General features: G+C 57.7%; 22 protein-coding genes. 12 read left to right on the forward strand and 10 right to left on the reverse strand.

Features of this window, described 5'->3' with window-relative positions:
• Nucleotides 1-84: 84 nt before the first annotated feature.
• Nucleotides 85-3,000, forward strand: coding sequence for an aminomethyl-transferring glycine dehydrogenase (gene gcvP, locus ACQUQU_RS12220; RefSeq protein WP_430459970.1), 2,916 nt, complete (start codon nucleotides 85-87; stop codon nucleotides 2,998-3,000).
• Between the two features lie 140 nt (nucleotides 3,001-3,140).
• On the opposite strand, the gene ACQUQU_RS12225 is transcribed toward gcvP, so the two are convergent.
• The 4 genes from ACQUQU_RS12225 to ACQUQU_RS12240 form a co-directional block, all read right to left on the reverse strand.
• The gene (locus tag ACQUQU_RS12225; RefSeq protein WP_430459971.1) at nucleotides 3,141-4,070 is read right to left on the reverse strand and encodes a hypothetical protein; all 930 of its coding nucleotides are present in this window, start codon (nucleotides 4,068-4,070) and stop codon (nucleotides 3,141-3,143) included.
• Nucleotides 4,071-4,278: 208 nt separating this feature from the next.
• On the reverse strand, nucleotides 4,279-4,818 hold the full coding sequence (locus ACQUQU_RS12230; RefSeq protein ID WP_430459972.1) for an REP-associated tyrosine transposase: 540 nt from the start codon (nucleotides 4,816-4,818) through the stop codon (nucleotides 4,279-4,281).
• Nucleotides 4,819-4,929: 111 nt separating this feature from the next.
• Nucleotides 4,930-5,526, reverse strand: a complete 597-nt coding sequence (locus tag ACQUQU_RS12235) for a DUF1877 family protein (protein WP_430459973.1) — start codon at nucleotides 5,524-5,526, stop codon at nucleotides 4,930-4,932.
• 218 nt (nucleotides 5,527-5,744) lie between these two features.
• A complete protein-coding gene (locus ACQUQU_RS12240) occupies nucleotides 5,745-6,074 on the reverse strand; it encodes a Fic family protein (protein ID WP_430459974.1) in 330 nt (109 codons plus the stop codon).
• 156 nt (nucleotides 6,075-6,230) lie between these two features.
• Between ACQUQU_RS12240 and ACQUQU_RS12245 the strand changes: the two genes are divergently transcribed.
• The gene (locus ACQUQU_RS12245) at nucleotides 6,231-6,644 is read left to right on the forward strand and encodes a BLUF domain-containing protein (protein ID WP_430459975.1); all 414 of its coding nucleotides are present in this window, start codon (nucleotides 6,231-6,233) and stop codon (nucleotides 6,642-6,644) included.
• Nucleotides 6,645-6,862: 218 nt separating this feature from the next.
• Here the strand turns inward: ACQUQU_RS12245 and ACQUQU_RS12250 are convergent, their stop codons facing one another.
• Nucleotides 6,863-8,170, reverse strand: a complete 1,308-nt coding sequence (locus ACQUQU_RS12250) for an MFS transporter (protein ID WP_430459976.1) — start codon at nucleotides 8,168-8,170, stop codon at nucleotides 6,863-6,865.
• 346 nt (nucleotides 8,171-8,516) lie between these two features.
• Here ACQUQU_RS12250 and ACQUQU_RS12255 point away from each other — a divergent pair, with 346 nt between their 5' ends.
• The 4 genes from ACQUQU_RS12255 to ACQUQU_RS12270 are packed head-to-tail and all read left to right on the forward strand — an operon-like array spanning nucleotide 8,517 to nucleotide 11,953.
• A complete protein-coding gene (locus tag ACQUQU_RS12255; RefSeq protein ID WP_430459977.1) occupies nucleotides 8,517-9,131 on the forward strand; it encodes a PepSY-associated TM helix domain-containing protein in 615 nt (204 codons plus the stop codon).
• A gap of 26 nt (nucleotides 9,132-9,157) precedes the next feature.
• On the forward strand, nucleotides 9,158-9,694 hold the full coding sequence (locus ACQUQU_RS12260; RefSeq protein WP_430459978.1) for a DUF2271 domain-containing protein: 537 nt from the start codon (nucleotides 9,158-9,160) through the stop codon (nucleotides 9,692-9,694).
• 10 nt (nucleotides 9,695-9,704) lie between these two features.
• Nucleotides 9,705-10,532: a DUF4198 domain-containing protein gene (locus tag ACQUQU_RS12265; RefSeq protein ID WP_430459979.1), complete on the forward strand. Its 828-nt coding sequence runs from the start codon at nucleotides 9,705-9,707 to the stop codon at nucleotides 10,530-10,532.
• Nucleotides 10,532-11,953, forward strand: a complete 1,422-nt coding sequence (locus ACQUQU_RS12270) for an NADPH cytochrome P450 oxidoreductase family protein (RefSeq protein ID WP_430459980.1) — start codon at nucleotides 10,532-10,534, stop codon at nucleotides 11,951-11,953. The genes ACQUQU_RS12265 and ACQUQU_RS12270 overlap by 1 nt, the downstream gene beginning before the upstream one ends.
• Nucleotides 11,954-12,029: 76 nt before the next feature.
• On the opposite strand, the gene ACQUQU_RS12275 is transcribed toward ACQUQU_RS12270, so the two are convergent.
• The 5 genes from ACQUQU_RS12275 to ACQUQU_RS12295 all read right to left on the reverse strand — a co-directional run bounded on the left by ACQUQU_RS12275 (nucleotide 12,030) and on the right by ACQUQU_RS12295 (nucleotide 17,744).
• On the reverse strand, nucleotides 12,030-12,650 hold the full coding sequence (locus ACQUQU_RS12275) for a hypothetical protein (protein WP_430459981.1): 621 nt from the start codon (nucleotides 12,648-12,650) through the stop codon (nucleotides 12,030-12,032).
• Between the two features lie 240 nt (nucleotides 12,651-12,890).
• Nucleotides 12,891-13,502, reverse strand: coding sequence for a hypothetical protein (locus ACQUQU_RS12280; RefSeq protein ID WP_430459982.1), 612 nt, complete (start codon nucleotides 13,500-13,502; stop codon nucleotides 12,891-12,893).
• A 121-nt stretch (nucleotides 13,503-13,623) separates the two neighbouring features.
• The gene (locus tag ACQUQU_RS12285) at nucleotides 13,624-14,742 is read right to left on the reverse strand and encodes an alpha-hydroxy acid oxidase (RefSeq protein ID WP_430459983.1); all 1,119 of its coding nucleotides are present in this window, start codon (nucleotides 14,740-14,742) and stop codon (nucleotides 13,624-13,626) included.
• Nucleotides 14,743-14,765: 23 nt separating this feature from the next.
• A complete protein-coding gene (locus tag ACQUQU_RS12290; RefSeq protein WP_430459984.1) occupies nucleotides 14,766-15,446 on the reverse strand; it encodes a Fe2+-dependent dioxygenase in 681 nt (226 codons plus the stop codon).
• A gap of 120 nt (nucleotides 15,447-15,566) precedes the next feature.
• On the reverse strand, nucleotides 15,567-17,744 hold the full coding sequence (locus ACQUQU_RS12295) for a TonB-dependent receptor (RefSeq protein ID WP_430459985.1): 2,178 nt from the start codon (nucleotides 17,742-17,744) through the stop codon (nucleotides 15,567-15,569).
• Between the two features lie 175 nt (nucleotides 17,745-17,919).
• Here ACQUQU_RS12295 and ACQUQU_RS12300 point away from each other — a divergent pair, with 175 nt between their 5' ends.
• Genes ACQUQU_RS12300 through ACQUQU_RS12325 form a run of 6 tightly spaced genes read left to right on the forward strand, consistent with a single transcriptional unit; the run spans nucleotide 17,920 to nucleotide 22,855 of the window.
• Nucleotides 17,920-18,720: a DUF3450 family protein gene (locus tag ACQUQU_RS12300; RefSeq protein WP_430459986.1), complete on the forward strand. Its 801-nt coding sequence runs from the start codon at nucleotides 17,920-17,922 to the stop codon at nucleotides 18,718-18,720.
• Nucleotides 18,717-20,036 (forward strand): MotA/TolQ/ExbB proton channel family protein, encoded by a 1,320-nt coding sequence (locus ACQUQU_RS12305; protein ID WP_430459987.1) that lies wholly within the window; start codon nucleotides 18,717-18,719, stop codon nucleotides 20,034-20,036. The genes ACQUQU_RS12300 and ACQUQU_RS12305 overlap by 4 nt, the downstream gene beginning before the upstream one ends.
• Complete coding sequence (locus tag ACQUQU_RS12310; RefSeq protein ID WP_430459988.1) at nucleotides 20,033-20,401, forward strand: MotA/TolQ/ExbB proton channel family protein; 369 nt, start codon at nucleotides 20,033-20,035, stop codon at nucleotides 20,399-20,401. Before ACQUQU_RS12305 ends, ACQUQU_RS12310 begins: the two co-directional genes overlap by 4 nt.
• A gap of 1 nt (nucleotide 20,402) precedes the next feature.
• On the forward strand, nucleotides 20,403-20,810 hold the full coding sequence (locus ACQUQU_RS12315) for an ExbD/TolR family protein (protein ID WP_430459989.1): 408 nt from the start codon (nucleotides 20,403-20,405) through the stop codon (nucleotides 20,808-20,810).
• An 8-nt stretch (nucleotides 20,811-20,818) separates the two neighbouring features.
• Nucleotides 20,819-21,481: an energy transducer TonB gene (locus tag ACQUQU_RS12320; protein WP_430459990.1), complete on the forward strand. Its 663-nt coding sequence runs from the start codon at nucleotides 20,819-20,821 to the stop codon at nucleotides 21,479-21,481.
• A gap of 9 nt (nucleotides 21,482-21,490) precedes the next feature.
• A complete protein-coding gene (locus tag ACQUQU_RS12325) occupies nucleotides 21,491-22,855 on the forward strand; it encodes a tetratricopeptide repeat protein (protein ID WP_430459991.1) in 1,365 nt (454 codons plus the stop codon).
• Nucleotides 22,856-23,072 lie beyond the last annotated feature (217 nt).

The raw sequence follows: 23,072 nt of genomic DNA on the forward strand, positions 1-23,072 counted from the left end.
CGGCCGCATGGTCGCCGGGTCAGTGCCTGACCCCGGTCCCGGGGCAGCACCAAGCTACTCGCTTTAACTTTTCTGGGTTATGCCATGACCACACTCTCTCTGAAAGACCTTGAACAACGCGATAATTTTATCGGCCGTCATATTGCCTCCAATGGCGCCGGCCCTGATAACAACGAGGAAGCCGCCCTGCTGGCCGCGGTGGGTGCAGAATCTCTGGAGGCGCTGACCGCCGAGATCGTGCCGGCCGACATCCTGCGCGCACCTTTCCTTGAGATTGCGGATGGCAAGCCGGAATTCGAAGCCCTGAACTACCTGAAAGCGCTGGCCGCGAAAAACAAGGTATTCAAAAGCTACATTGGTCTGGGTTACCACGACACCATTATTCCGCCGGTGATTCTGCGCAACGTGCTGGAAAATCCGGGCTGGTACACCGCCTACACCCCATACCAGCCGGAAATTGCTCAGGGCCGTCTCGAAGCCCTGCTGAACTTCCAGCAAATGGTGATCGACTTCACCGGCATGGAACTGGCCAACGCCTCGCTGCTGGACGAAGGCACCGCCGCTGCCGAAGCCATGGCGATGGCCAAGCGCTCGGTGAAGAAAAACAAATCCAACACCTTCTACATCGATGAAAACTGCCTGCCGCAAACCATCGACGTGGTCAAAACCCGCGCCGAAGCCTTTGGCTGGGACGTACTGGTTGGCCCGGCGGATGCCGCCGCCGACGCCGATGTATTCGGTGCCCTGTTCCAGTACCCGGGTAAAAACGGTGACGTGCGTGACTTCACCGACGTGATCACCGCCCTGCACGCCAAAGACGCGCTGGCCGCCGTTGCCACCGACCTGATGGCGCTGGTGATGCTGAAAGCACCGGGCGAAATGGGTGCCGACATTGTTCTGGGTAACGCCCAGCACTTCGGCGTACCGATGGGCTTTGGTGGTCCGCACGCGGCCTTCTTCGCCACCCGCGACGCGTACAAGCGTTCGATTCCGGGCCGTATCATCGGTGTTTCCATCGACGCTCAGGGCAAACAAGCCCTGCGTATGGCGCTGCAGACCCGCGAACAGCACATCCGCCGCGAGAAGGCCAACTCCAACATCTGTACCGCACAGGTGCTGCTGGCCAACCTGAGCTCTTTCTACGCTGTGTACCACGGTCCACAGGGTCTGAAGAGCATTGCCGGCCGTATTCACCGTTTAACCGATATTCTGGCAGCCGGTCTGCAGGCTCAGGGCATTGAACTGGTCAACAACAATTGGTTCGACACCCTGACCTTTAACGCCAGCGACAAAGCCGCGGTACTGGCCCGTGCCGAAGCGCGTGAAGTGAACCTGCGTGACGATGCCGCTCTGGGTATGGCAGCAAACACTCTGGGTGTCAGCCTGCACGAGAAAACCTCCGCCGCCGACGTACAGGAACTGTTCGATATTATTCTCGGCGAAGGTCATGGTCTGGACGTGTACGCACTGGATGCGCAGATTGTTGCCAACGGTTCCAACAGCATCGACGCCGGTCAGGCGCGTAACACCGCCTTCCTGACCCACCCGACCTTCAACCGCTACCATACCGAGCATGAAATGCTGCGTTATATGAAGCGTCTGGAGTCGAAAGACCTGGCCATGAACCACAGCATGATCACGCTGGGTTCCTGCACCATGAAACTGAACGCCACCACCGAAATGATTCCGGTTACCTGGCCTGAGTTCTCCAATATTCACCCGTTCGCGCCTAAGTCACAGACCGTTGGCTACGAGCAAATGATTGCCGAGCTGGACGACTACCTCAAAGCGGTGACCGGTTTTGACGCCATCTGTATGCAACCGAACTCCGGTGCGCAGGGCGAATACGCCGGTCTGCTGGCGATCAAGAAATACCACGAAAGCCGTGGCGAAGGTCACCGTAACGTTTGTCTGATCCCGCGCTCTGCCCACGGTACTAACCCGGCGTCGGCACAAATGGCCTCGATGCGCGTTGTGGTTACCAACTGCGATGACGAAGGTAACGTCGACTTTGACGACCTGAAGAAAAAAGCCGAAGAAATCGGCGACCAGCTGTCGTGCCTGATGCTGACCTACCCGTCGACCCACGGTATTTACGAGCAGGGCGTGCGTGAAATCTGCGATCTGGTACACAGCCTCGGCGGCCAGGTGTATATGGACGGCGCCAACCTCAACGCACAGGTAGGTATTACCCAGCCGGCGTTTATCGGTGCCGACGTATCGCACATGAACCTGCACAAAACCTTCGCTATTCCACACGGCGGCGGCGGCCCGGGCATGGGCCCTATCGGTGTTGCCAAACACCTGGCGCCATTCGTGGCCAACCACGCGGTACGCCCGCTGGAGAACGAAGCCAAAGGCAATGGTGCGGTATCGGCTGCGCCTTACGGTTCCGCCAGCATTCTCACCATCAGCTGGATGTACATCACCCTGATGGGCGGCAAAGGTCTGCGCCGTGCGACCCAGAATGCACTGCTGAAAGCCAACTATCTGGCCAAGCGCCTGTCGGCTCACTACCCGATTCTGTACTCCGGCCAGAACGGCCGCGTAGCGCACGAATGTATCGTTGACCTGCGTCCGCTGAAAGCCGAAAGCGGCATTACCGAAGTGGATATCGCCAAGCGCTTAATGGACTACGGTTTCCATGCGCCGACCATGTCGTTCCCGGTTGCGGGCACCTTTATGATCGAGCCGACCGAATCGGAATCCAAAGCCGAAATCGACCGTTTTGCCGATGCCATGATCAGCATTAAAGGCGAAATCGACGCGGTACTGCGTGGTGAACTGGATGCGGAAAACAACCCGCTGAAAAACGCCCCGCACACCGCACCGGTAATTGCCGGAGAATGGGATCGTCCGTACAGCCGCGAACTGGCCGCTTACCCGGTTAAAGAACTTGGCGCACATAAATTCTGGCCAACCGTTGGCCGTATTGATGATGTGTACGGCGACCGTAACCTGATTTGCTCTTGTCCGGCGATTGAGAATTACGAAGAGTAATTCGTAGGGTGCGCACTGCGCACCATCTCGTTCCCACGCTCTGTTTCTCGTTCCCACGCTCCGCGTGGGAATGTAGTGGACGATATAAAATACCAAAGCCCGCGAAAGCGGGCTTTTGTGTTATCAATTCATCTAAAAATCTACGAATTAAAAACCAAATCCAATATCATAATTCCGTATTTGTTTAGTTCAAAAAAAGACCGTCTATTTGAATCCAGACCGAGATCCTCAATATCGTAAATCCGGCGTGCCAACCCTACCGCTACCAACCCCTCAGCAGCCTCCAAATCGTTCATTCTAGGATGATTAAAGCGAGCTATAGCCTTAATATCTTCGACGAAAGCGCGATTAACACTAGAGCAAAGACGCAGACACACATCTGGCGATATACGTCCACGAATAGAGGCTGAAAAAATCTTTCCTATCAGCCCTGCCTTTTCAACCGAATCACACTGATCAATCACAATCAACAACGACTCATAAAAGCCATTTTTATCTCGCTCCATCTTCAATTCAAATTCAATTCTTTGACTTTCATCAACCTTGTCCAATTCCAAAAGAAATCTTTTAATCTTGCGAGAAAAAAGACCATCGCGCACAGTAGATACCAAACCAATCGTCTTAATTAAAAGACCAATCATAGGGATCACGGTAGAACATCCACTATCTATAACATCAACCAAACCAGACGATACATCCTCTAGATAGTCTGCCACATCGACTTGAAATCCAGAATCATCCCTATTTTTTTCAGAAGCAACTGGAATATCCTTCATTAATTTTTCGCAATTAAACTGGACTACATAACTTCTGTTTTCAGCATCACCATGAAAAACAACGCGACATGGGCAAAACCCCGCACTCGTCGAAAATCCAAGCTGGCTAGGTGATATGCCGGAATCAGTCATTTCAACCAAATCTATGTAATAACCAGTAATAGACCTCTTTAGCCAATTAAGATTACTTACATTCGAAGTATGTATTTCAACATACACACTATCACTAAACGTTAAGGGCCTAACCCGAACATTTCCTGCCTGATATACTGTCAATCTGAAAGTCCGTGCCATGATTCTCAATCCTAGAAGATTTTACTGTTAAGCCGGCCATTGCCCGTCTCATCTTACGCTTGGGGAATGCAGCCGTACCAACAAAGACTACCACGCAGAGTGTGGGAGCCAGTTTCTCGTTCCCACGCTCCGCGTGGGAACGCAACCGTGCCAGCAAGGGCTCCCACGCAGAGCGTGGGAGCCAGATGAGCGTGGGAGTCAGCCAGACCTATTCTGACCACCAGCTTTTATCCACCGGAAGCAGTCCTTCACTACCCGCGTAGTCTCTGGCACTGGAGTAACGCCAGTGTTCGGCATGATCAACGTAACCCCGCTTGACCGGATTCTGATGAATGTATTCGATCTTTTGCTTCATCATCTCCGAACTGCTGATCCATTCAGGATGAACACCTTCTTGCCAGAGCTGCGATTGGCGGTCGGTTTTATGGGCTAATTTGAGTTGCTGTAACTGGTTCAGCAAGGTCGTGGCTTTTCGCTGCTGTAAGTAACCCAGAAGCTGACGGGCGGTGAAGGATTTGAACCGGGCGATGTCGTTATCAAGCTGCTGACTTTGAGCTATCAGGTGCAGGTGGTTTTCAAGAATAACCCAGGCGTGAATGCGCAGACCTTCATTCATAAGAAAGCGAAACGATTGCAGCAGAATGTCTACAGACTCAGGTCGGGTAAAGACAGGTAACCACCCCTGCACCGTCAGGGTCATAAAATGCGGTTGGTCGGGATAAATAAATTTGTAACGACTGCGCCCCATGAAACACTCCTTGTTTCCGGTTCAAGGCTACCACGCAGAGCGTGGGAGCCAGATGTCTTGCTTTGGCCGAGGTAAGCAGGATGTCGGCAATGGATTACGAAAGTGTGTCTGTCAGATGCAGTAGACCACATATCCATAGTCATTCTCTGCGCAAGCTTGCAGCATCTTTTTATATTTTTCAAAGTCACTGATCAGCGCTTTTTGCTCTGACTTGTAATGCTCTTCAGTCATCCATTCCCGATATAACCCTGTGCCGGCGATCTTGTCTGTGCTGATATGCCCGATAAGATCATCGACACCAACATCTTTCAGGCGGGCATAAACCAGCTTCACAGCATCAGGGGTCATCAGGCCAGGCGCCAACCAACCTATTTCAATGCTGAATACTGCGCCTTCTACGCCGAAAATAGAAATCTTATCCAGACATACAAAATTGTTGAAAAGTGCCTGATTGAGCGTGCACATAGTGGCTTCACAGTGAACTACGCGTTGTTCCAGTTCAGTCAGTTTCAGATTTGGTATAGGTACCTTTATTCCCAACAGATCGCGGGCTTTATCCATCAGATTTTTGGGTTTGTGATCGGTTAAGTAGTCCAGATAATACTCTTCATCATCCGGTGCTTGAAAACGGATCAGAAGGTATTCATCCGCTTTTATTTTACTGAGATTCTTTTTTGATATTGGCTGAAAAGAATGGGACTGACTCATAACAATCTACTCGTAATTCCTTGAAAACAGGTGAACGTATCGGTGAAGGGCGCTAGCGGGACACCCGCTCTAAGCGCCATTGATTGCCAGCCTGATAACAGGCCTGGACTCTTTTCTCATTGCCATACTCCGCGCTTTCTCGTTCCCACGCGGAGCGTGGGAACGCAAATGTATCAGCAAAGACTATCACGCAGAGCGTGGGAGCCAGATAAGAGGTTTTACCCGAGCAAACCACCCAAAAACCGGGTAAACGGCACAATATCCCGCCGTACGCTGGCGGCTTCCAGCGCTTCCATATATTCCGTGCGGCGTTCAACCGGCACCACGGTCCAGAGGTAGCCACCGGCGGCCATCATCAGGTTCATTAAAAAGCGGCCCATACGGCCGTTACCATCGAAATACGGATGAATATACACAAAGAAAAAATGCCCCAGCACAATACGCACGGCCGGGTGTTCTTCGTGTTGCAGCAACTCAAATAAAGCGGGCAGCATATCGCGCACGGCGTCCGGCGTTGGCGGTGTGTGCATCGAACGGCGGATATACACCGGGCCATTGCGGTATCCGGCCAGATGGGTAATCGACAGCCTTGTGAAGATGCCGCTGCAAGAACTGTCCGGTAAGGCAGGCCTGCCGGCAGCGCCTGCCCTTGCAGGCCGGTCGGGCTGATCTAGGGTAAGTAAAAGCCCCCGGAGTATGCCCCCATGATGCTTGTCCGCCTAATCTACGCCAGTACAAAAACGGAACACTGGAACGATTACGAGCTGAAACAGCTGATCGACCAGTCCACGGAACGGAACCGCAAAGAGTGCATCACCGGCGTTCTGATCTTTAACCGCAAGTATTTTCTGCAGTGCATTGAGGGTAAGCGTTCGAAGGTGTCAGAGCTGTACGCCCGCATTCTGCACGACAAGCGCCACAAGAACGTGCAGCTGCTGACACTGGAAGAGATTGATGAGCGGGAGATGGAGCGCTGGAGTATGTGTTATGTGCCCGACAGTCAGATCACGCAGGAAATGGTGCTGAAATACTCGGACACTACCGACTTTGACCCTTACGACATGACCGCCAAAGGCGCGCTGGCCTTTCTGCGCCGCTCCTGCGAATTGCTGAACTGAGCCTTTTACTTTCTGAGTCCATTCCCTGACGGCGGCCGGTTTACCCGGCCGCTTTCACAGGCAGGTCGCGGTGCTCACGATCGACGACTAACCCTCAACCTCAAGCGGAGCAACGCCAGCCACCTAACGCCAGCCGCCCAACGCCAGCTACCTAACGCCAGCCACTCAACACCAGCTGCCTGAGCGCCAGTGCCTGACACCAGAGCACAGCAAACCCATCAGCCGGCGCGGCGCTGACCCTTGTCGCTGCCCTGCGCTTCCGAGGTCGCCCCACCGCCGTTAACCATGGCTCCGTCAGCCGGCGCCAGTTCGTCGTCGGGCATCATTTCCAGCACAGTCGGTGTGGTGCGCACCATAGGCACAAAAGTGCCTGGATGCTCGGCGTCGTCGCGCGCTTTGCTGCGCAGGCTGATAAAGGCCGCCAGCGCCAGTAAGCCCTGCATCATGGCAAACCATACCGGCAAGGCCTGTGTGCCGGTGTGGTCCATCAGCCAGCCCGCCGCCGCAGGCCCCGTGGCCGCGCCCACACCGTGCACCAGCAGCAGGGCGCTGCTGCCGGGCAGAATTTTGTCCGACGGCAGATGATCAACCAGATGCGCGACCGTCAGCGGGTAAATACAAAAGGCCAGTCCGCCGTACAGCGCCACACTGACCAGCAAGCCCGATACCGTGCCCGACAGGGCCGCCATCAGCAGCGCCGCCAGCACCGCCGCCGCCGCCACGCCACCCAGCACCTTGCGCCGGTCGATGCGGTCCGAATAACGCCCCAGCGGATACTGCAGCACGGCGCCGCCCAGAATGGCGCAGGTCATAAAGGTGGCAACGCCACTCACATCCAGCCCGGAACGGCTGGCGTAAAACGCGCCCATGCCCCAGAAAGCCCCCATGGCCAGACCCGACAGCAAGGCACCCGCCAGTGCTACCGGCGCCGCTGCGTACAGCTCACTGAGTGGCATACGCTGTACGTTCTGTACCTCGGGCTGGCGGACCCGCGTCCAGGTCACCGGCAGCAGGCTCAGGCACACCAGAATGGCGGCGATGGCGTACAGCGGAAACTGGTCGGCACTGCCGAACTGCAGAAACTGCTGGGCGCCGGCCAGGGCAATCAGGTTAACCACCATGTACACGGCAAACACCTGCCCGCGGCGCTCGCCCGGGGTCTGGGCGTTCAGCCAGCTTTCGATGGCGGTGTACAGAATCACCAGCGCGGTGCCGGTTAATACCCGGCACAAACCCCAGGCCCAGGGATTCACCACCAGCGCGTGCAGCAATACAGAGCAGGCCACCAGCGCCGCGCAGAAGGCAAAGGCGCGGATATGCCCCATCCGCCGGATCAGCGGCAGCGCCAGAAAGGTACCGATAAAGAAGCCCACAAAATAGCCGGCCATGATCAGACCCATCAGGCTGTCGCTGTAGCCTTCCTGCGCGCCGCGCAGAGCCAGCAGGGTGTTCAGCAGACCGGTGCCGAGCAGCAATAACGCCACGCCGGACAACAAAGCGGTGATGGGGATCAGCAAAGGCAACATAACAACGTCCTCGTCTGGTGGGGTTCAATGACAGGCAAGTGTGGACCAGCCACAGCGCGTTCGCGGGTTTTGCGACGGTGGATAACTGAGAAAGTTCACAGGAATGTTGAGTACCTTACCCCCTGAGCCCTGCTGCTGCAAACCGGGCCGCCGTGAAGCCACGGGCTGAAACACACACAGAACACACCGCCCGGAGCGCACTGCCGCAGCCGCTCTGACCGCCACGCCAGCCCTGACAGCTTGCATTGACCCTTCCTTACCTCAGATATTAATAAAAACACTTCTCATTAAGATTCTAACTGATAACATGCGCCGATTATTTTTCTTCCGCGCATCAGGAATCCGCATGTCTGCCACGGCTTTACGCTCCGCCTTCGCCAGTCTGGGCACTGCCCGCCAGTGGCACTGGATCAGCTCGGCGTTTTGTCTGGTGGGGCTGCTGCTGTTCGCCGTAACCGGCATCACCCTGAACCACGCCGCCGATATCGAAGGCAAGCCGGTGGTCACCACGCTCGAAGCCGAGCTGACGCCGGGCCTGATGCAGCTGCTGCATAACCGTGCAGCCGGCCCCTTGCCGCTGGCGGTGCGTCAGTGGTTGCAGGCGCAGCACGACATCCGCACGCCGGCCACCGACGCGGAATGGGACGGCGGCGAAGTGTATCTGGCCATGCCGCGCCCGGGTGGCGACGCCTGGCTGAGCCTCGACCTCGACGCTGGCACGCTGGTGTACGAGCACACCGACCGCGGCTGGATTTCATACCTGAACGACCTGCACAAAGGCCGTCATACCGGCACCGCGTGGCAATGGTTTCTCGATGCCTTTGCCCTGCTGTGTCTGGTGTTTTCCCTGACCGGCCTGTGGCTGTTGAGCCGCTATGCCCGCCAGCGCCCCGGCACCTGGCCGGTGACGCTGCTGGGTGTGGTATTGCCCGTCATCATTCTGATTCTGACCGTTCACTAGGGTCTCTCTCATAAGGAGCACACTGCATGATTCTGTTTTCCCGCTTGTCCCTGCCGTCTGCCGTGCTGGCAGCCACCCTGCTGACCGGCATCAGTCAGGTTCAGGCCGCTGATCTGGACGTTACCGTTGGCCTGCCGAAGCTGGACGTGGCCGAGTACCACAAGCCGTATGTCGCCGTGTGGATCGAAAACGCCGACAACCAGGTGGTGAGCAATCTGGCCGTCTGGTACGACACCAAAAAGCAGAACAAAGGCGGCGAGAAGTGGCTGAAAGATCTGCGCCAGTGGTGGCGTCGTGGTGGCCGCTCGATGGATCTGCCGGTAGACGGCGTCAGCGGTGCGACCCAGGGCCCGGGCGAACACAGCCTGCATTTCACGCTGGGTAACGAGCCGCTGGCGGCACTGGCCAAGGGTGACTACCGCCTGCGCGTCGAAGCCGCACGTGAAGTGGGTGGCCGCGAACTGCTGGAGATTCCGTTCAGCTGGCCACAAAGCAGCGAACAGCGCCTGACCGCCGACGGCAGCAACGAGCTGACCACTGTTTCCCTGACCATCAAGCCATAAGGAACCCGCTATGAACGTATCTCATCTGGCCAAAGGCTCGCTGCTGTTGCTGGCCCTGACCGCGCTGAATGCCAACGCCCACCGCGCCTGGATTCTGCCAAACCAGACCACGGTTTCCGGCGACGAAGCCGTGGTGAGCTTCGATGCCGCGGTGTCCAACGAAATCTTCACCGCCGACCACTCAGCGCTGCGCACCAACGCCTTTCTGGTCACCGCACCGGACGGCAGCAGTGCCAACGCCAAAGACGTGCACAGCGGTAAAACCCGTACGTCCTTCGACCTGATCCTGAGCGAAGAAGGCACCTACCGCGTCAGCGTGGCCAGCGCCGGTCTGATGGCCCGCTGGGAAACCGAAGACGGCAAACGCGGCTTCTGGCCAGAGCGCGGTAAACCCGCCAAAGACAGCGAGTTCGACAAAGCGGTACCGAAGAACGCCAAAAACCTGCAGGTGAGCTACAACGCCCGCCGCATGGAAACCTTCGTTACCAACGGCACACCGTCCACGGGCGCACTGGCGCTGACTAACCAGGGTCTGGAACTGGTGCCGGTTACCCACCCGAACGATCTGTTTGCCGGTGAAGTGGCGCGTTTCCGTTTCGTGATGGACGGCAAACCGGCTGCGGGCGTTGACGTGGCTCTGGTGCGTGAAGGTACCCGTTACCGCAACAGTCAGGAAGAAATTGAACTGAAGACCGACGCCAACGGCGAAGTGGCCATTCAGTGGAACGGCGCCGGCCGCTACTTCCTCGAAGCATCCTACAAAGACGATAAAGCCAAAGCGCCGGCCACCAGTCGCAGCGCCAGCTACACCGCCGTGCTGGAAGTGATGCCCGACTGATGAGCAACACGCAGGCCCTGATCGAGGCCCTGACTCTGGGCCTGCTGTGGGTGGCGTTCACCCTCTGGTGTTACCGCGCCCCGCTGCTGAACGGCCTCGCCAACCGGCAGCTGCGCCGACAACCGCTGCCACAGACGCTGGTCGCCTACGCCAGTGAAGGCGGCAACGCCCGCTCGCTGGCGCAGGCGCTGACTCAGGCCCTGCACCAGCAGGGCACTCCGGCGCGCCTGTTCAGCCTCAACGAACTGGCGCCTGCCCTGCCGCGTCTGGTGCAACACGCCGGCAACCATCCTGCCCGTCTGTTACTGGTGGCGTCGACCACCGGCGATGGCGAAGCACCACTGAACGCCCGCCGCTTTGTGCGCGCCGCCGAACAGACGGCGCCACAGGGATTCGCCGGTCTGGAATTCGGCGTGCTGGCACTGGGCGACAGCCGCTATCAGGCGTTCTGCCAGTTCGGTTTGTCGCTGGCCGGCGCTCTGGCGCAATGGGGCGCGCGTCCGCTGTTCGACACCGTGTGCGTCGACCGCATGCAGCGTCCGGCCATTCACGACTGGTGGCAACGTCTGGTATCGGCACAAGTGCTGAATCAGGCGCCGCCAGCCGCTGCAGAAACCAGCAACTCAGACAGCCCTGCCGGCGTCTGGACCTTTATCCGCCGTGAACGCCTGAACCCGGCCAGCGACAGTCAGCCGCTGTACCTGATTCAGTTAAAGGCACCTGAGCATGCAACATGGCAGGCGGGCGATATCGTGTGTGTGGATCTGCCCGACAAGACAGGCATGCGCGAATACAGCATCGCATCGGCGATGAGCAATACCCATGAACTGAGCCTGATTGTGCGCGCCCGCTACCAGGCCGACGGCACCCCCGGCGCCGGCAGCGGCCTGCTCTGCCAGCGGCTGCAGAGCGGTGAATCCATTAACGTCCGCGTGCGCTCAAACCCCGCCTTTCACCATCCACACGCCCACATGCCGGTGATTTTAATCGGCGCCGGCAGCGGCATGGCCGGCCTGCGGGCACACTGGCAACAACGGGCACTCAGCCAACGTCCGGGGCCTTTGTGGTTAATTTATGGTGAACGCCATCCTCAGCACGACTGCATTCTGGCCGACGAACTGAACACGCTGCAGGAACGTGAAATTATTACCCGCTGTGACCGTGTATTTTCCCGCGCCAGCGACACTGAGCTGAGCCCTGTGCACGAGAGCGAACAATGTCATATCGGTTATGTGCAGGATGTCCTGCGCGCCGACAGTCAGGAATTATTGCGCTGGATTACTCAGGGCGCGTCCATTCTGGTGTGCGGCAGCCTGAACGGCATGGGCCGCAGCGTGGATGAGTGCCTGCGTCAGACACTCGGCCATGAATTAATCGACAGCCTGACCGATGCCGGCCGTTATTTACGCGATGTGTATTAAACGCGCGTCGTCAGCCGATAAATAAAAAGCCGGCAATTGCCGGCTTTTTATTTTGACAGGGTGCGCTTCTGAATACTCAGAGTTCCAGACCAAAGCTGACGCCGACACCCAGACCGCTGCCATCCACTTTATTATCCGTGCCCGACCAGGTGTATTCGATGTTCTGGTATTTTACCGTCAGACCGAAGCGTGGCTTCCAGAAATAGCGGTATTCAATCAGGGCACCGAGCGCATCATCAAATTCCATCACGGTTCCATCCACATCATATTCCGGATTCAGGTGATAGCTCAGGCCAGCACCGATACTGTGCTTGCCATTGTGGTAGTAGCCCATCATATCCAGCGGAAACGCATCAAAGCTCACGGTAAAATCATCACCGTCGTACGTTTCACCATCTATCGAATTCGTCAGGTAGTTCAGGCGGGCTTCCGCGTCAAACTGTGCAGAAGCGTGATACTGAATCCCGGCACCAATCAGCGCACCGCCACCGGCATGAATGGTCTGTTTGAGGCCGCTATCGTGAAATTCAACAGTCGCCAGTTCATCGCCGCCACTCATCGCATCCAGATTAAAGGTTACCCGCCAGCGGGAGGTATCCTCCGCAGACGAGCCAAGTGCCTTGGTATCAACCAAAGGTTCAGCCAACGTAAACGGAGAAACAAGCAAAAGTGATAAGACAGCCGGAAAAAGCTTCATTACGAATCCTTGCAGAAAATAAAAGTAAAGAAATCGTCAGGATTCTGCCAATACGGTGCCTGCATTGCAAAAAATATAAATATCAGTTATTTAATATAAATGTAATAAACATATGCTCTTAACATAAACCTAGACAATAAATCATTGCACGCCCTGCGAAATGAAAAATCACAGATATCCGAAATAAAAAGCCGGCAAATGCCGGCTTTCTATTTCAGAGACAAGACGCACCGAGCGCGATCAGTACATATCCAGACCGAATGTCAGACCGATACCAAAACCGGTACCGTCAAAGGTAACATCCGTACCTGACAGCGTATATTCGATGTTCTGGTATTTAACGGAAATACCCGTTCGGCTGTCCCAGAAATAACGGTACTCGATCAGCATGCCGGCGGCGTTGTCGAACTCGTACACATCGCCGTTAAAATCAAAGGCCGGATTCATATGATAGGTCAGACCGGCGCCGATGCTGTGCTTCTCGCCGTGGTAATAGGCCATCATATCCAGCGGAAAGGCATCGAAGCCGAGTTTGATTTCATCGCCGTATTCGGTTTCACCGTTGGCGGTATCAAACAGATAGCTGATGCGCATTTCGGTATCGATATTTTCAGTCGCGCGGTACTGCAGCCCCATACCGAGCACCAGACCACCACCGGCGTTCACATTCTGTGAACTGCCGTCGTCGAATTCAATGGACGCCAGCTCTTCGCCGCCCGCCATAAAATCCGCGTTAAAGGTCACGCGCCAATTGGAAGGTTCCATCACAGGCGCCGGAACATTGATCGCAGAATCGGCCAGTACAGCGGGTGCGGCCAGCAGAAGAGACAGACAAAGATGGGAAAGCTTCATACAAAATCCTTTGCAAATAGAAATGCCCGATAACTGAGCGGCGCGATTGTGCCAACCGGATATTCAATTTGCAAAGATTATGTAAATAAAAGCCAACATTCTGATCAGTGCAGAAACCGTTTTACAGCGGCGGATTTTGCAGGCAATGGCCACCAATATCGGCCGGCGTCGGCGTACCACAAAAGGCCATGGCCATTTCCAGTTCTTCCTGCAGAATGCGCAGCATATGCGCCACGCCCAGTGGACCGGCCACCGCCAATGCCCACAATTGCGGACGGCCAACGCACACGGCATTGGCGCCCAGCGCCAGGGCTTTCACAATATCGGTACCACGGCGGATACCGCTGTCGAACAGAATGGCAAAATCCTGACCCACAGCGGCGCGAATGGCCGGCAGACTGTCGATGGAGGGCGGCAAAGTATCGAGGGTACGTCCGCCATGATTGGAAATAATCACGCCGTTAAAGCCGAGTTCTTTTAACAGCACGGCGTCGTCCGGATGACTTATTCCTTTGGCGATTAATGGCAGCTCAGTATGTGCGCGCAGCCAGCGTAATTCGTCAATGCCGGGGCGCTGGCGCATAAAGTGCTGAAACACCACGCTGTCATTTTCCTGCAGGGCAACAGGTGCGGCTTTCGGCAGCCCCAGTAAATTGGCTTCGAGTACACCTTCAGGTAACCGGAAGCCCGCACGCTGGGCACGGTTACGCACACCACTGACCGGCGCATCCAGCGTAATAACAATGGCGCGCGCACCCGCCGCGTGGGCGCGCTTCAGTAATAATTCGTTGGCATCCCGTGCCGGCTGCCAGTACAGCTGAAACCACCAGTGATCGAGCTGAGCGGCAATCTGCTCCAGCGGCATGCTGCTTAATGTGCTGACGATCATGGGCACATTCATGGCCGCGGCCGCCTGCGCCGTGGCCACTTCACCCTGCGCGTGCAATAAACGCTGATGCGCCACCGGCGCCAGCAGCAGCGGCGATGCCAGTTCAATACCGGCAATCGTGGTCCGTGTGCTGGCCGCCGAAAAATCACCGAATACCCGGTTAATCAGACGCAGTTTGCTGAACGCCTGAGCGTTGTCACGTACGGTGATTTCATCCGCCGCACCGCCGTTGACATAGGCCTGAATATCTTCGCGCATAAAACCCAGCGCGGCGCGCTCGTAATCGCGCAGGCAAACAATATCGGCGGGAATGTGATTCAGCGCAGGGCGGATAATGTGATCATCGGTCATGGCAGATTCCGGCAATTAATCGGTCAGGTCTCCGCCCACTGGCGGATCAGGTTATGGTACACACCGGTCAGTTTGACCAGCTCAGCGCTGTTGTCCAGCTGTTGTTGCAGAGATTGCAACGAGGTATCCATATCAAACAACAGTGCGCGTTGCTCGTCGCTGCGGATCATACTCTGAATCCAGAAAAACGAGGCCAGACGGCGTCCGGCGGTCACCGGTAATACCTGATGCAGTGAGGTCGACGGATACAGTACCGCATCACCGGCGCGTAATTTCACGCTGTGGCTGCCGTACGTGTCTTCGATCACCAGCTCACCGCCCTCGTATTCTTCCGGGTCGGAGAAAAACACCGTCATCGACACATCAGTGCGGATTTTTACCGGCGTGCCACTGACATGCCGAATCGCATTATCGACGTGCACGCCGAAATTGCCGCCGCCCTGATAACAATTAAACATCGGCGGATAAATACGCGCCGGCAATGCCGCTGACATAAACCGCGGATTATTGGCCAGTGCGCCTAAAATCAGATCGCCCAGCACCTGCGCAGCCTGGGAATTTTCCGGCAATTGCAGGTTATTTTTAACCCGCGCCGACTGATAGCCGGTGGTAACACTGCCATCCACCCAATCGGAGGCGAAAAGAATGTCACGGGCCTGAACCACCTGTTCACGGCTTAATACCGACGGAATTTTCAGCAGCATAAAACCTCCACGAGCAAAACGTACAATTCAGAAAACACAAAAGCCACCAGCGGAAATCCGCTGGCGGCCTATGTTACTTCATCACACCATTAACAACCTGATGGTCGTCAATAAGCGTTATCAGAAGCTGAAGTTGGTGGTCAGGCTCAGGTAACGACCTTCACCCGGAACCCCATGACCGCCGCCCAGCTGATCGATGTATTCTTCATCGGTCAGGTTGGCGCCGTTCATCTGCACAGACCACTGATCATTCACCTGATACGACACCATCATGTCGAAGATCATGTATTCCTCAGCCACTTCACGCGATGTGATGTTAGCGCTGTTGTAACGCTGACCCATGTACTGAGCGCCAACACCGGCGGCCAGTTTATCGGTGATCTGATAACGGCCCCAGAAGCTGGCAGAGCTTTTTGGTGTGCGCGCCAGTTCGTTACCCACTTCGGCTTCGGTACCGGATTCCAGCACTTCGCTGTCCATATAGGTGTAAGCGGCGGTTACGGAAATCGCGTCGGTAATTTCACCGGCCACGCTCAGCTCCAGACCATCGACGCGCTGCTTGCCACCCAGTACGGTTTCAGACGTGGTTGGGTCTGTGGTACGGGCATTGTCTTTTTCGGTACGGAACAGGGCCGCGCTGGCGAAGGCTTTGCCGTCCAGCAGTTCCCATTTGGTGCCCAGCTCGTAGCTGCTGGTTTCTTCCGGGTCGACATTTTCCTGCGCCGCGCTGATGGTCAGACCTTCAGCCGACGGGTTGAAGGAATTACCGGCACCGAAATACACACTGCCGTTTTTCGCTGGCTTGTACACCACACCGGCGTTCCAGCTCAGCATGTTGTCGGCGGTTTCACGCTTGGCTTTCGGATCGGTATCGCTGTTCAGCTGATAGTAATATTCGGTGTTAAAGGTGTCGTAACGCAGACCCGCCGTCACTTCCCACTGCTCGTTCAGAGTCAGGGTATCGAAGGCGTAAACCGCGCTGGTGTCACCCTTGGTTTCGCTCAGCTTATCGCCACGGCTGTAATGGCCGTTGTAGGCAATGTGGGAATCCGGGTTGTACAGGTCTACCAGCACCGGCGTGGTATCCAGATTGTCGGTGCCATTGTCGTCGTAATTCCAGCGCTCGGATTTTTCGCTGAACACTTCCACACCGGCAATCACGTCGTGCTGAATGCTGCCGGTCATATAGCGGCCGATCACATCAAACTGCACCACGCTCAGGGAGTCTTTGGTGTCGCGGGTTTTTTCGTCGCTCTGACGTACATCCGTGGTGGTGTCGATGTCGTAGAAGCGTGGCGCGGTCACAACCGACTGACGCTCAACAGTACCGGTACGGCCCAGCACACGCAGGGTGGTGGAATCGTTCAGGTCTTTCTCGTATTTCAGGGTCAGCGACTGGGCCGTGATGTCTTCAAAATCGCGGTATACGTTGCCGTAGAAATTGCTGTAATCAACGTCCGGCGCCTTGCCTTCTTCATCGGCCAGTTCCGCGACCGGGTTGGAGCCTTTACCCACCCATGGCAGACCGTAGTCCGGCATATTGTCCTGCTTCTGGTAATCCACGTTGGCGCTGAAACGGGAGTCGGTGCCGATGCCAGTACCGAAAGCCAGAGCGATGGCGTCGTTGGAGTTGTACACCTCGTCACGGCCGGCCACATCGCCGTCGTCGGTCAGCAGGTTCACACGCAGGGCGGTGGTATCACCCAGCACCAGATTGGAATCCAGCTGCGCGCGGTAATCACTTTCGGTGCCCAGACGCAGGCTGACGTCGTTCACCGCATCCAGTTTGGCGGCTTTCTGCTGCAGGTTGATGCTGCCACCGGTCGAGCCACGGCCGCTGACGGCAGAGCCCGGGCCTTTGGCCACTTCAACGGCTTCAATGTTGTAGGTGTCGCGGTAGTAACCGGCGATGTCACGCACGCCATCGATCATGATGTCGGTACGGGCCGAGAAACCACGGATGGACATGCTGTCTCCGGTCGGCTGACCGCCTTCACCGGCGGCCAGGGAAATACCCGGTACGTTGCGCAGCGCGTCTTTCAGGCTGTCGACGTTACGGTCTTTCATCACAGATTGCGGCACGACCGTAATGGTTTTGGCGGTATCCAGCAGTGGCTGGGTGTACTTCGGCAGAGTGGATTCCGATACCGCGTAGCTGTCTTCCGCTTTCGACTGGGCCTGAGTGGCCGGCAGTTCGCGGACCTCGTCGGCCGCCAGCGCGGTCAGGGGTACGGCAGCCGATACGGCCAGAGCCAGTGCGCTGCGGGTAAAACCATTCAATGTCATGCTGTTTTTCATGGGGTGATTTCCGTATGAGATTGTTCTGACGCTGAGTGCGCCGCCCACCGGTTGGCGACGATGGCCGGCACATTAATGTCGAAATAAATCAAATGCAAATCATTTTTATTTACAAAAGCATTCACTTGACTGACAATGCACAACATACCAATCCGCCCGTTTTCTGAGGCCTCAAGTGAACAACCCGCATCACCGTTTTCCCCGACTGCTGCAGGCCATTGCCGCTGTTGCGCTGACGCTGCCTGTGCAGGCGGCCGACCTCACCGCCGACCGCATGGATCAACTCACCCGCCAATGGCTGGATACCGAACGTCAGACCAGCCGCCTGCAAAGCGACTGGGCACAACAGAAACCTGTGCTGGAACAACGTCTGAGCCTGCTGAAAGCCGAACAGGCGCAGCTGCAGTCGTTACTGAAGAACAACCACCAGAGCCGCGACGAAGTCGATCAGAAGCGCAACGAGCTGCTGCAGAAGCAGGCCCGTCTGGAAGATGAACAGGCCCAGACCGCCGCTGCGGTCAGCGCATTGCAGAGCCGTCTGGATGCTCTGCTGCCGATGCTGCCACCGCCGCTGCAGGACGGCTGGCAGAACGCCGATACCGGCAACAACGCCGCCAACAACGCCGGCACCAGCAACGAATCCGACGTGCTGCGTCTGCAGCTGGCGCGTCTGACCCGTCTGAAAGAATTCAACGAACGCATCACCCTGCACAGCATGCGTCTGACCAACGACGCCGGCGACGAAGTGCTGGTGAAGCAGATTTACCTGGGGCTGGCGCAGGCCTGGTTTGCCAGCAGCAATGGCGAATTCCGGGGTACCGGCCGTGCCGAGAACGGTCAGTGGGTCTGGCATTTCGATAACGATCTGAGCGCCACCGACGTGCTCGACGCCATCGCCATTGCCGAAAAACAGAAACCGGCCGCCAACGTATCGCTGCCGCTGCACGCACTGACCGCTACCGGGGAACGTCCATGAAGACTCTGCTGTTATCTACCCTGCTGGCGCTGTCCACCACCCTGCTCTCCACCACCGCGCAGGCCGCCGACAGCGTTATCGAACGCGACCTGCAGCAGCGCATCAGCAAAGCACAGAGCGCCCTGAGCCAGACCGAAACCAGCATTGGCCGTGAACGCGGCGCGCTGGCGAAAGAACTGGGCCGGCTGGAGCGCGACGTGAATCAGCTGGAAGAACAGACCGCTGCGGCGCGCCGTCAGGCCGACGAGAAAAACCTGAGCCTGAGCAAGCTGCAGGAACGTCTGCAGTCGTGGACCGACCAGCACAACTATCAGAGCAATCTGCTGCAGCAATTCCTGCGTCAGCAAGGTACAGGCGCCGCCGCCACCCCGCTGAACGACCAGCTGGCCAGCATTCAGGCCATGGCCGCCGCCAGTGAAGCCTGGCTGGAACCGGCCTTCGCCGACGCCCAGCTGGTGCTGGACAACGGCAGCATTGCGCCGGCGCAGCGCCTGAGTCTGGGCCCGGTGCACTGGATGCTGAGTGGCGAACAGGCCTTCCGTGCCGACCAGCAAGACGGCGAATGGCGCGTACAGCACACGCTGGGCGGCCGTGATCTGGCCGCACTGACCAGCCTGCAACAGGGTCAGGCCGCCGCGCTGAGTTTTGATCCGAGCCTGAGCCTGCTCGATCAGGTGCCGGCGGAAAGCGTCGGCGAACACCTGCAGAAAGGCGGCATCTGGGTAGTACCGATTCTGCTGTTCGCCCTGCTGGCGCTGACCATTGCCGCCCTCAAAGGCGCGCAACTGCTGCGTCTGCCAAAAGTGGTGAGCTACACCCCGGCGGTACTGGCCGGGCTGATGAACAAGGGCGGTGATTCCGTTCTGAAGAACGGCAGCATGCAGCAGCGTCTGCTGACGCTGGCGCAGCAGAGCCCGTCGGCGCGTGAGCGCGACGATCAGCTGTTCCTGCAACTGCAGCAAGACCGCATCACCCTCGAACGCCGCCTGACCGCCATTGCCATTACCGCGTCGGTATCGCCGCTGCTGGGTCTGCTCGGCACCGTAAGCGGCATGATCGAAACCTTCCGCATGATGACCCTGTTCGGGTCCGGCAACCCGGAAGTGGTATCGGGTGGTATTGCCCAGGCGCTGATCACCACCGAGCTCGGCTTAGTCGTAGCGATTCCGGCGCTGGTGATTCATTCCCTGCTGTCACGCCGCGCCCGCAGCTATTACCTGGAACTGGAAAACTTCGCGATCCTGCTGAGCAAGGCTGACGAATACGACAGCGCGCCGGCAACCAAAACCACAATCCGTGAGGAGGCCATAGCATGAGCAACGATATCCTGAATCAGATCGCCGGTTCCGGCGTGTGCTGGATCATTCTGACCCTGGCGCTGGCCTGCTATCAGCAGCTGGCGGTGCGCTGGCTGACCCCGGCCGCCGACACCCAGTGTGAAGACTGCGTGGCGCCGACCTTAATCGCCGCCCTGCCATTGCTGGGCCTGCTGGGCACCATTATGGGTCTGCTCGACTGCTTCGCGACCCTGCAGCACGGCAACAGCGGCACCGAACTGTTCAGCTCGGGCATCGGTGATGCGCTGCTGACCACCCAGCTCGGTCTGCTGTGTGCCCTGCCGGCCTGGCTGCTGCACAGCGGTCTGCAATCGCGTCAGAACCGCGTACTGCGGGAGGCCTGAGATGCAGAGCCGTCTGCAGCACCGGCTGGAGCAACAACCGGCGCAGGGCATCGACATGTCGCCCCTGCTCGACGTGGTGTTCATCCTGCTGATCTTTTTTATCGTCACCACGGTCTTCGTGCGTGAAACCGGGGTAGAAGTGGATAAACCACAGGCACTGTCAGCCACCACGCTGGAACAGAATGTGATTCTGATTGCCGTCACCGCCAACGGCGACGTGGTGTACGACGGCAGCCGTATTGGCGTGGCCGGCGTGCGCTCGGCCATCAGCCAGTCGCAGCAGCGCGGCCCGCGTCCAGTGGTGATTCAGGCCGACAAACAGGTGGAAGCCGATCTGCTGTTGCAGGTCATCGACGAAGCCAAACTGGCCGGCGCCGGCAGCGTCAGCATTGCCGCCCTGAAACCCTGAGCCCGGCTATGACCATCATGACCAACAAGGCCCGTCTGCAGGCGTTATCGCCACTGCGCCGTCAGTTGCTGGCCGCCGCCGCCGGTGTCGTGCTGCTGCTGATTCTGCTGGTGCTGCTGATTGCCGGTCAGCGCCTGCCGGATCTGGCCAGCCCGACGCTGGAAGTGCGTGAAATAAGCGTCGCCCTGCCACCGCCTCCGCCACCACCGCCGGCCTCAGTAACACCACCTCAGGTGGATATTCCGCTGAACGTCGGCGCCAGTGGTTCAGGCCCGGTGCTGCCGAGCATCGACCTGCCGCGCGAAATCAGCATGAGCCGGCCGGACACGCCGAGCATGACGGTGCAGGAAGTCAGCTTTGCCGATTTCTCGCCCGACTGGGACGCGTTTGACCTGAGCGAGCTCGACAGCCTGCCCACCCTGCTGACGCCGGTGTCGATCGTCATGCCCGCCAGCCTGAAACGTCAGGGCGTGCGCAACGTGTCGCTGCGGCTGGAAGTCACCATTGATGAACAGGGCCGGGTGTCGCTCAACCGCATCGTTGAAAACCCGTACCCGGAATTAAACGAAGAAATTACCCGCCTGATCCGGCGCAGCAAATTCACCGCCCCGCAAAAAGACGGTGGCGCGGTGCGCGCGCGCTTTATCTGGCCGATTCAGATTCAGTCCTGAGACAAGGTTATGAACCCCATTTTCCGTGCATTTGTATCTTCCCTGACGCTGGCCTGCGCGCTGCTGCCCCTGCACAGCCAGGCCGCCGAACGCGCTGTGAAACTCACACTGGCCGAACCTCAGTGGTCGTTTCTGATCGACAACAGCGAACCGGCGTCCACTGATCTGGCACCGGCCGAACGCAGCTTTGCCCGCGGCCTGCAGCCGTTACTCGCCGCACGTGATTACAAAGCCGTTGCCGCACAACTGAGCGAGCGCAAAGCCGACGACGACAGCGCCGCATTAAGCCTGCTGCGCGGTCAGATTCTGCTGTCACTCGACGACATCAAAGGTGCACAGCAGGCGCTGGAAAAAACCACCCGTCTGGCACCGCAGCTGGGCAGTGCCCACCGCAGTCTGGGGCTGGTGTATCTGCAACAGCAGAATTACGACAAGGCGCGTACGCATCTGCAAAAAGCACTGGAACTGGGCGAGCGCAATGCGCAGCTGTTTGGTCAGCTGGCGTTTGCCAATCTGCAACTGGGTTTTGCCTCGGGTGCGGTTGCCGGGTATCAGCAGGCGCTGTTTTTAGACGCCGGCAATAAAGAATGGGCGCGCGGTCTGCTGTACGCCCTGACCCGCGCACAAGCCCTCGATCAGGCTCAGGCGCTGGTCGAAGAATTGCTGCAGAAAGAACCGGACAACGCCGAATTCTGGCTGGTGCGCAGCCAGATTGCGCTGCAGCAGGAACGTCCGTTACAGGCACTGAGCAGCCTCGAAAGCGCCATCGCGCTGGGCGAGAAAAAACCAGAAAATTTAAGCCTGACCGCGCAGCTGCATTTAACCAGCGGCAGCCCGGAACGGGCGGTGGAATTACTCACCCGTCCGCAGGTTTTAAACGCGCAAATGCCGGTGCCATTGCAGAATACCCTGGTGCAGACCGCCAACTGGCTGGCGCAGGAACAGCAGTGGTCGACCTTAAAAACCCTGCTGTCGCAGGCACAGGGTAAAAACCTGCCGGAGCTGGCCGCTGCCCGTCTGGCGGTCAGCCGGGCGCATCTGGCGCTGCACAACGACAACAAAGGCGCGGCGGAAAAAGCGCTGCGTGACGCCCTGAACACAGACCCGACACTGGGCGATGCGTTAATGGCACTGGCCGATTTGCTGCGTGACCAGCAACGTCACCAGCAGGCGGCTCTTTATTACGTACGCGCTGAAGCCCTGCCGGACTACCGTGAACGCGCCCTGTTGGGCCGTGCGCAGCTGGAAATTAATCAGCGTAATTTTGCCGCCGCCCTGCCGCTGCTGAGTCAGGTGGTGCGCGATAATCCGGCCCGCACCGACCTGTACGCCAGCATTCGTTCGCTGCGTAATCTGGTGCGCAACGACGGCTGATCGACACGGCGGCTTTTCGGTGCACTCGCTGTAAAGCAATCGCTCTCAGTGCTGACAGGTTACACGTTAACGTTCAGCACTGAGGTCAGCCCTGATTTTTCCTCCCCCGCTTTTTACCGCGCCTTTCACTTCACCCCACAAATCAGCTGACAAATCTGCCGTGCCCTGATGCGCAAACGGCGGCAGTGCTATCGTTTTTCAGTCGGGGTTGTGCGGA

The sequence above is a fragment of the Thalassolituus sp. LLYu03 genome, from assembly GCF_050507655.1.
Taxonomy (GTDB): domain Bacteria; phylum Pseudomonadota; class Gammaproteobacteria; order Pseudomonadales; family Oceanobacteraceae; genus Venatoribacter.

Excerpts from the sequence above, each read along its gene's own strand:
- ACQUQU_RS12320 (WP_430459990.1), top strand. The coding sequence starts at position 20,819 with ATGACCATCATGACCAACAAGGCCCGTCTGCAGGCGTTATCGCCACTG.
- ACQUQU_RS12285 (WP_430459983.1), bottom strand. The coding sequence starts at position 14,742 with ATGACCGATGATCACATTATCCGCCCTGCGCTGAATCACATTCCCGCC.
- ACQUQU_RS12230 (WP_430459972.1), bottom strand. The coding sequence starts at position 4,818 with ATGGGGCGCAGTCGTTACAAATTTATTTATCCCGACCAACCGCATTTT.
- ACQUQU_RS12255 (WP_430459977.1), top strand. The coding sequence starts at position 8,517 with ATGTCTGCCACGGCTTTACGCTCCGCCTTCGCCAGTCTGGGCACTGCC.
- ACQUQU_RS12225 (WP_430459971.1), bottom strand. The coding sequence starts at position 4,070 with ATGGCACGGACTTTCAGATTGACAGTATATCAGGCAGGAAATGTTCGG.
- ACQUQU_RS12245 (WP_430459975.1), top strand. The coding sequence starts at position 6,231 with ATGATGCTTGTCCGCCTAATCTACGCCAGTACAAAAACGGAACACTGG.
- ACQUQU_RS12325 (WP_430459991.1), top strand. The coding sequence starts at position 21,491 with ATGAACCCCATTTTCCGTGCATTTGTATCTTCCCTGACGCTGGCCTGC.
- ACQUQU_RS12260 (WP_430459978.1), top strand. The coding sequence starts at position 9,158 with ATGATTCTGTTTTCCCGCTTGTCCCTGCCGTCTGCCGTGCTGGCAGCC.
- ACQUQU_RS12275 (WP_430459981.1), bottom strand. The coding sequence starts at position 12,650 with ATGAAGCTTTTTCCGGCTGTCTTATCACTTTTGCTTGTTTCTCCGTTT.
- ACQUQU_RS12315 (WP_430459989.1), top strand. The coding sequence starts at position 20,403 with ATGCAGAGCCGTCTGCAGCACCGGCTGGAGCAACAACCGGCGCAGGGC.
- ACQUQU_RS12290 (WP_430459984.1), bottom strand. The coding sequence starts at position 15,446 with ATGCTGCTGAAAATTCCGTCGGTATTAAGCCGTGAACAGGTGGTTCAG.
- ACQUQU_RS12250 (WP_430459976.1), bottom strand. The coding sequence starts at position 8,170 with ATGTTGCCTTTGCTGATCCCCATCACCGCTTTGTTGTCCGGCGTGGCG.
- ACQUQU_RS12235 (WP_430459973.1), bottom strand. The coding sequence starts at position 5,526 with ATGAGTCAGTCCCATTCTTTTCAGCCAATATCAAAAAAGAATCTCAGT.
- ACQUQU_RS12310 (WP_430459988.1), top strand. The coding sequence starts at position 20,033 with ATGAGCAACGATATCCTGAATCAGATCGCCGGTTCCGGCGTGTGCTGG.
- ACQUQU_RS12280 (WP_430459982.1), bottom strand. The coding sequence starts at position 13,502 with ATGAAGCTTTCCCATCTTTGTCTGTCTCTTCTGCTGGCCGCACCCGCT.
- gcvP (WP_430459970.1), top strand. The coding sequence starts at position 85 with ATGACCACACTCTCTCTGAAAGACCTTGAACAACGCGATAATTTTATC.
- ACQUQU_RS12295 (WP_430459985.1), bottom strand. The coding sequence starts at position 17,744 with ATGAAAAACAGCATGACATTGAATGGTTTTACCCGCAGCGCACTGGCT.
- ACQUQU_RS12265 (WP_430459979.1), top strand. The coding sequence starts at position 9,705 with ATGAACGTATCTCATCTGGCCAAAGGCTCGCTGCTGTTGCTGGCCCTG.
- ACQUQU_RS12305 (WP_430459987.1), top strand. The coding sequence starts at position 18,717 with ATGAAGACTCTGCTGTTATCTACCCTGCTGGCGCTGTCCACCACCCTG.
- ACQUQU_RS12270 (WP_430459980.1), top strand. The coding sequence starts at position 10,532 with ATGAGCAACACGCAGGCCCTGATCGAGGCCCTGACTCTGGGCCTGCTG.